Below are 6,611 nucleotides of genomic sequence, written 5' to 3' on the forward strand. Positions count from 1 at the left end.
GGGGTACGCCGTACCCCCGCACAGCACGACAAGGTCAGCCTCTGCGGCGCGCCGCCTCGTACAGCACCACGCCGGCCGCGACGCCCGCGTTCAGGGACTCCGCTCCACCCGGCATCGGGATGCGGACGCGGAAGTCGCAGGTTTCGCCGACCAGGCGGGAGAGGCCCTTGCCCTCGCTGCCGACGACGATGACGACCGGGCCGTCGAGGGCGTCGAGCTCGCCGACCTCGACCTCGCCGTCCGCCGCGAGGCCGACGACGGTGATGCCGGCCTTCTGGTAGGCCTCCAGGGCGCGGGTCAGGTTGGTGGCGCGGGCGACCGGGGTACGGGCGGCGGTGCCCGCGGACGTCTTCCAGGCGCCGGCCGTCATGCCGGCGGCGCGGCGCTCGGGGACGACCACACCGTGGCCGCCGAAGGCCGCGACGGAGCGGACGACCGCGCCGAGGTTGCGCGGGTCGGTGACGCCGTCGAGGGCGACGATCAGCGGGTCCTCGCCGTCGTCGAAGGCGGCGGCCGCGAGGTCCTCCGGGTGCGCGTACTCGTAGGGCGGGACCTGAAGGACGAGCCCCTGGTGGTTGAGCCCGTTCGTCATCCGGTCCAGCTCGGCCCGCGGCGCCTCCATCAGGTGGATGTTGCCGCGCTGCCCGGCGAGCTGGAGCGCCTCGCGCACCCGCTCGTCGTTGTCGATGAACTGCTGGACGTACAGCGTCGTCGCGGGTACGCCGTCGCGCAGCGCCTCGAAGACGGGGTTGCGGCCGACGACCATCTCGGACGAGCCCTTGCCGCCGCGCCGGGCGACGGGGCGCCGCACGGCCTGCTTGGCCTTGGCGTTGGCGACACGGTTCTTCACATGGCCCTTGCGGGCCGAGGCAGGCGGCGTCGGGCCCTTGCCCTCGAGGCCGCGGCGTCGCTTGCCACCGCTGCCGACCGTCGCGCCCTTCTTGTTGGACGTACGGCGGTTCCTGCGCTGGCTGTTCCCGGCCATGACCTTCCTGTTCCTCTGGGTTTGCGATCCACATGCGGATGCGGGTCGCGTGTGTACGTAAGACAAAGTGTGCCGCCCGGACGGCCGGGCGGCACACTGTCGCTGGTCAGCGGGGTCCGAGTGTCCAGCGCGGGCCGTCCGGGCTGTCCTCGATGACGAGCCCTGACTGGTTGAGCTGGTCGCGGATCGCGTCCGCCGTGCCCCAGTCCTTGCGGGACCTGGCCGCCTCGCGCTGCTGGAGCACCAGCCGTACGAGGGTGTCGACGACGCCGTGGAGGTCCTCGCCGCGGTCGGCCTCGCCGGCCCAGTGCGGGTCGAGCGGGTCCAGGCCGAGGACGCCGAGCATGGCCCGCACCTCGGCAAGCCGGGCGACGGCCGCTTCCTTGTCGTCGGCGGCCAGGGCGCTGTTGCCCTGCCGGACCGCGGTGTGGACGATGGCGAGCGCCTGCGGCACACCCAGGTCGTCGTCCATGGCCTCGGCGAAGGCGAGCGGCACCTCGGCGGCGGGAGCGACCGCTTCCCCTGCCTTTTCGGTGACTCGCTGCACGAATCCCTCGATACGCGCGAACGCCGACTCGGCCTCGCGCAGGGCCTCCTCGCTGTACTCGATCATCGAGCGGTAGTGCGGGGTGCCCAGGTAGTAGCGCAGCACGATCGGCCGCCAGTGCTTGACCATCTCGCTGACGAGCACCGAGTTGCCGAGCGACTTCGACATCTTCTCGCCGCTCATCGTCACCCAGGCGTTGTGCACCCAGTACGAGGCGAAGTCGTCACCGAACGCCTTGGCCTGCGCGATCTCGTTCTCGTGGTGCGGGAAGACCAGGTCCAGGCCGCCGCCGTGGATGTCGAAGGCGGAGCCCAGGTACTTGTGCGCCATGGCCGAGCACTCCAGGTGCCAGCCCGGGCGCCCCCGCCCCCACGGCGTTTCCCAGGACGGCTCACCCGGCTTCTCCGCCTTCCACATGGCGAAGTCCCGCGGGTCCCGCTTGCCGGTCTCGCCTTCGCCGGAGGGCTGCCGCAGGTCGTCGATGTCCTGGTTCGACAGTTCCAGGTAGCCGGGGAAGGAGCGCACGTCGAAGTAGACATTGCCGTCGGCCTCGTAGGCGTGGCCGCGCTCGATCAGGCCGCGCATCATCTCGACCATCTCGGTGATGTGGCCGGTGGCGCGCGGCTCGTACGTCGGGGGCAGGCAGCCCAGGGCGTCGTAGCCGGCGTTGAACGCGCGCTCGTTCTCGTAGCCGATGGACCACCAGGGGCGTCCCTGGAGCGCCGACTTGGCGATGATCTTGTCGTCGATGTCCGTCACGTTGCGCACGAACGTGACGTCGTAGCCGCGGTAGTCGAACCAGCGGCGCATGATGTCGAAGTTGAGTCCGGACCTGATGTGCCCGATGTGCGGGGCGGACTGCACGGTCGCGCCACACAGGTAGATCGAGACACAGCCCGGCGTGAGCGGGACGAAGTCACGGACCTGCCGGGCGCTGGTGTCGTACAGCCGAATAGTCACCACTCAAGAGTAGTGGCCCTGCGGCAGTGCCCCGCGCCCCTTGGGGACGCGGGGACAAATTGTGACCACGGAAGCCGACGGAGGCCCACGGAGGGCCAGGGAAGGACACGGAGGGCCGGGGAGGCCGGGGAGCGGTCAGGCGAGCGAGCCGACGACCTTCCGCGGGGTGACCCGGACGACCACGCGCGGGGCGTCCTTGTGGGCCTCCGGGTTGAACTCGGCGTACGGCTTCCCGGTGTACTTCATCGACAGTTCGTCGATCAGCTCCTGGCCGCCTTCGGTGGTGAGGGTGGCGGTGCCGCGGATCTCGCCGTACAGGTACGGCTCGTCGAAGGGCTGAACGACCACGGTCACGCGCGGGTCGCGCCTGATGTTCTGCTCCTTGCGCCGCCCGACGGTCGTCGAGATCAGCAGATCGTGGCCGTCACGCTTCACCCAGACCGGAGACACCTGAGGGCTTCCGTCGGGCTGGATGGTGGCGAGTTTGACGAACACGGGGCCGTCGAGGATTTCTTTGAGCTTGTCACTGAGTGAGGCGGTCACGGTGCGGTCCTCCTGAACCCGTTGCACAGGAATTGATTCACTTCACAACCGCTACCCCACGCAGGCGCCCGCACCGTGTCAGGACGCGCGACTGCATCCTCCCGGGGGACACCGCCCGGGGACCCCCGGCCCAGGGCCTGTCCGGTGGATCAGGCCCAGCAAGATCCACCGGACAGGCCCTAGGAACCCGTCACCCCAGGTGACCCGTGCTGTCGCCGTGCGGCGAGGTGCGGTACACCAGCGCCGTGGCGATCGCTGCCAGCCCTTCGGCCCTGCCGGTGAGCCCGAGTCCGTCCGTCGTCGTGCCGGACACGGACACCGGCGCTCCGACCGCCGCGCTCAGCGCCTTCTGCGCCTCGTCGCGGCGCTTGCCGATCTTGGGCCGTACGCCGATGACCTGGACGGCGACATTGCCGATCTCGAAGCCCTCGGCGCGGACGATCCGGGCGGCCTCGGCGAGCAGGGTGACCCCGGCGGCGCCGGACCACTCGGGGCGGCTGGTGCCGAAGTGGGCGCCGAGGTCGCCGACGCCGGCGGCTGAGAAGAGCGCGTCGCAGGCGGCGTGGGCGGCGACGTCGGCGTCGGAGTGCCCGGCCAGCCCGTAACCGTCGCTGTCGGGGCCTTCCCAGAGCAGTCCGGCGCACCACAGTTCGCGGCCCTGCTCGAAGGCGTGTACGTCGGTGCCGATGCCGACCTGCGGCAGCGGGAGACGAGGAGATGCGTCAGAAGCCATCGTTGGCCCTCCTGCGGGCGAGTACGGCCTCGGCGAGGACGAGGTCCAGCGGGCGGGTCACCTTGAACGCCTCTTCATGGCCGGGTACGACCACGACGGGCACGCCGAGCTGCTCGACCATGCTCGCGTCGTCCGTGACGTCGTCGACGACGGTCTCGTGGGCGCGTACGAGGATGTCGCGGTCGAAGCCCTGCGGGGTCTGCACGGCGCGCAGCCTGGCTCGCTCGGGGGTGGCGACGACCGGCTCCGGCTCGCCCTTCCCGCGCGGCTCGACCTGCTTGACGGTGTCGGCGAGCGGCAGGGCGGGGACGACGGCGGGTGCGCCGTCCCGTACGGCCTCGATGACGGCGTCCACGGTGTCGACGGGGACCAGCGGGCGCGCCGCGTCGTGCACGAGGACGGTGCCGACCGTCTCGGGGAGCGCGTCGAGTCCTGCGCGTACGGACTCCTGGCGGGTGTCGCCGCCGGCCACGACGAGGAAGTCGGTCCGCTCGGGCAGGGCGTGGTCGTCGAGGAGGGTCTTGACCTCGGCGACACCTTCCGGCGGGGCGACCACGACGACGAGCGAGACGGCCCGGGAGGCCGCCATGGCGCGCACGGCGTGGATCAGCATGGGGGTGCCGTTGAGGGTGCGGAGCGCTTTGGGCGCGCCCGGGCCGAGCCGTACGCCCCGGCCTGCCGCGGGGATCACCACGGCGGTGCGGCCGGTGCGCGTTTGGTCTGACATCGGTTCCACTCCGGAGGTCGGGAGGGACGTCCCCCTTTGGCATGCCCAGGGCGGATTGGCATGGCCAGGTTTGTTTGGTCGGCCGATATGGGTATGGCCACAGCGTGCCGGGCGCGACGCCTTGACCGGACCCTTTCCGTGACGACTGGTTGAGCCAGCTGCGCCAGCTGCCCGGGCCCGGCACACCAAGGATGTCGGGGGACGGGGGACGTGGGGGATTGAGATTCTGGGCCGGCTTGCGTGCCGTGCGGTGCCTGCGCAGAACGTGCCGCGATGAACATGCCGCAGTGCCCGGCGACACAACCTTCCAGCTGGTCAGCGGGCACCGCGGCATTCAGTTCTGCACCGTGGACGCGTGCCTGTATCTGCCTGGTATCAGGACGGCGTCCTGGTATCAGGACCGCGTCAGGACGCGAGGACCTCGTCGAGCAGAGCCTCGGCCTTGTCCTCGTTGGTGTTCTCCGCGAGTGCCAGCTCGCTCACCAGAATCTGGCGAGCCTTGGCCAGCATGCGCTTCTCTCCCGCGGAGAGACCGCGCTCACGCTCGCGACGCCACAGGTCACGCACCACTTCGGCGACCTTGATGACATCGCCGGAGGCGAGCTTCTCGAGATTTGCCTTGTAGCGACGGGACCAGTTCGTCGGCTCCTCGGCGTACGGCGCACGCAGCACGTCGAAGACCCGGTCCAGCCCGTCCTGACCGACCACATCGCGCACGCCAACGAGATCCGCATTGTCCGCCGGCACACGAACCGTCAAGTCGCCCTGGGCGACCTTGAGCACCAAGTAGGTCTTGTCCACGCCTTTGATCTGGCGAGTTTCGATGGCCTCGATCAGCGCGGCCCCGTGATGGGGATAGACCACGGTGTCGCCAACCTTGAACGTCATGTGACAGGTACCCCTTCCGTGGCTATCCAGGGTAACACGAGAACGGCTTCTTCTGAATGGCGTTTTCGCAGGTCAGGGCATATCTCGGGGCTTGACAACAGCAACGTGAACGTGCTGCGGACGGCTTCCGGAAGGGGGTATTCGCAGGTCGGAGCGGCTGTGCGCGCACACAGAAACGCCCACGTTACACACACCACAACCCCTACCCAAGCGGACGAACGTCCCGATTTGCCTGGTTCCAAGCAGCGTACTTCACGTACTCCGTTCGAGGCCCGGTCACCCGTCCGGCGGGACGGCGAGAACGAATCCGAAATTGATCACCGGGCACCGCGTCGGAGGTTTTCCGTAAGGAATGTGTGAGGGCCCAAGGAATTGATCAACCTGGTTATGTGAACGGCAGACGAAATCCGGCCTCGGGGAGGGCGGGGATGCGCGCGCGGGCGGGCCGGGCCGGGGCGGGGCCGATTCGGGGGCGGGTCGGGTGCGGGACCCCGACGGGGGGTCGGTAACCTAAGCGCGCTGACACACCTTTAGCCCGTCCGTACGTCCTAGGAGATGCCGCCGCCGTGAGCAGCAGCCTTCGACGCGGCGCCCTCGCCGCCACCGCCCTTGCGATCTCGATCGCCTCGCTCTCCGCATGTGCTGCGGGCAACAACGCCCAGACGCTCGAAGTCAAGCCGGACAACGCCGAGACCTCGGTCGGAGACATCAAGATCCAGAACGCGGTGGTGATCACGCAGGCCGAGCCGAAGGCGGAGGGCCCTGCGGTCGTCTCGGCGACGCTGTTCAACAACAGCACGGAGGAGCAGACGCTCGAGGCCCTCACGCTGCCCGGCACCACGGCGACGGTGAAGCTCACGTCCGCCAAGGGCTCGGGTCCGGTGACGCTCCCGGCCGGCGGCTCGATCGTCCTCGGCGGCGAGGGCAACGCGGCCGCGGTGATCGAGAACAGCGCCGCGAAGAACGGTGACGTGCAGACCATCGCGTTCCGGTTCAGCGAGACCGGGGATGTCCGCATCGATGCGTTCGTCGTGCCCGCGACCAGCTACTACAAGGAGTACGGGCCGACCGGAGCGCCGCAGGCCCCGGCGGAGTCGCCTGCCGCCACGCCGACGGGCAGCCCCACCGGCAGCCCGACCGCCCCGCCGGAGGGCGAGCACGGCGGCGAGGCCACGACGACGCCGCCCGACTCCGCTTCGGCCTCGCACGACTCGGGCCACTGACACAC

7 protein-coding genes are annotated in these 6,611 nt (G+C 69.9%); 1 reads left to right on the forward strand and 6 read right to left on the reverse strand.

Annotation, left to right across the window (positions count from 1 at the left end; translation table 11 throughout):
• Nucleotides 1-34: 34 nt before the first annotated feature.
• From rlmB to ACWGI8_RS36525, 6 genes are all read right to left on the reverse strand, one after another.
• Nucleotides 35-985 (reverse strand): 23S rRNA (guanosine(2251)-2'-O)-methyltransferase RlmB, encoded by a 951-nt coding sequence (rlmB, locus tag ACWGI8_RS36500; RefSeq protein ID WP_453667702.1) that lies wholly within the window; start codon nt 983-985, stop codon nt 35-37.
• A 106-nt stretch (nt 986-1,091) separates the two neighbouring features.
• Entirely contained in the window at nt 1,092-2,492 is a 1,401-nt protein-coding gene (gene cysS, locus ACWGI8_RS36505; RefSeq protein ID WP_453667704.1) for a cysteine--tRNA ligase, read from the reverse strand.
• A gap of 135 nt (nt 2,493-2,627) precedes the next feature.
• On the reverse strand, nt 2,628-3,035 hold the full coding sequence (locus ACWGI8_RS36510) for a PPOX class F420-dependent oxidoreductase (protein ID WP_453667706.1): 408 nt from the start codon (nt 3,033-3,035) through the stop codon (nt 2,628-2,630).
• Between the two features lie 190 nt (nt 3,036-3,225).
• On the reverse strand, nt 3,226-3,768 hold the full coding sequence (ispF, locus tag ACWGI8_RS36515; protein ID WP_453667708.1) for a 2-C-methyl-D-erythritol 2,4-cyclodiphosphate synthase: 543 nt from the start codon (nt 3,766-3,768) through the stop codon (nt 3,226-3,228).
• Nucleotides 3,758-4,495 carry a 2-C-methyl-D-erythritol 4-phosphate cytidylyltransferase gene (gene ispD, locus ACWGI8_RS36520; RefSeq protein WP_453667709.1) on the reverse strand — a complete coding sequence of 246 codons (738 nt, stop codon included), beginning with the start codon at nt 4,493-4,495 and terminating at the stop codon, nt 3,758-3,760. Before ispD ends, ispF begins: the two co-directional genes overlap by 11 nt.
• Nucleotides 4,496-4,900: 405 nt before the next feature.
• Nucleotides 4,901-5,383, reverse strand: a complete 483-nt coding sequence (locus ACWGI8_RS36525) for a CarD family transcriptional regulator (RefSeq protein WP_017945956.1) — start codon at nt 5,381-5,383, stop codon at nt 4,901-4,903.
• A gap of 566 nt (nt 5,384-5,949) precedes the next feature.
• Here ACWGI8_RS36525 and ACWGI8_RS36530 point away from each other — a divergent pair.
• Entirely contained in the window at nt 5,950-6,606 is a 657-nt protein-coding gene (locus ACWGI8_RS36530; protein ID WP_453667711.1) for a DUF461 domain-containing protein, read from the forward strand.
• Nucleotides 6,607-6,611: the final 5 nt, after the last annotated feature.

It is taken from the genome of Streptomyces sp. NPDC054841 (assembly GCF_053611045.1).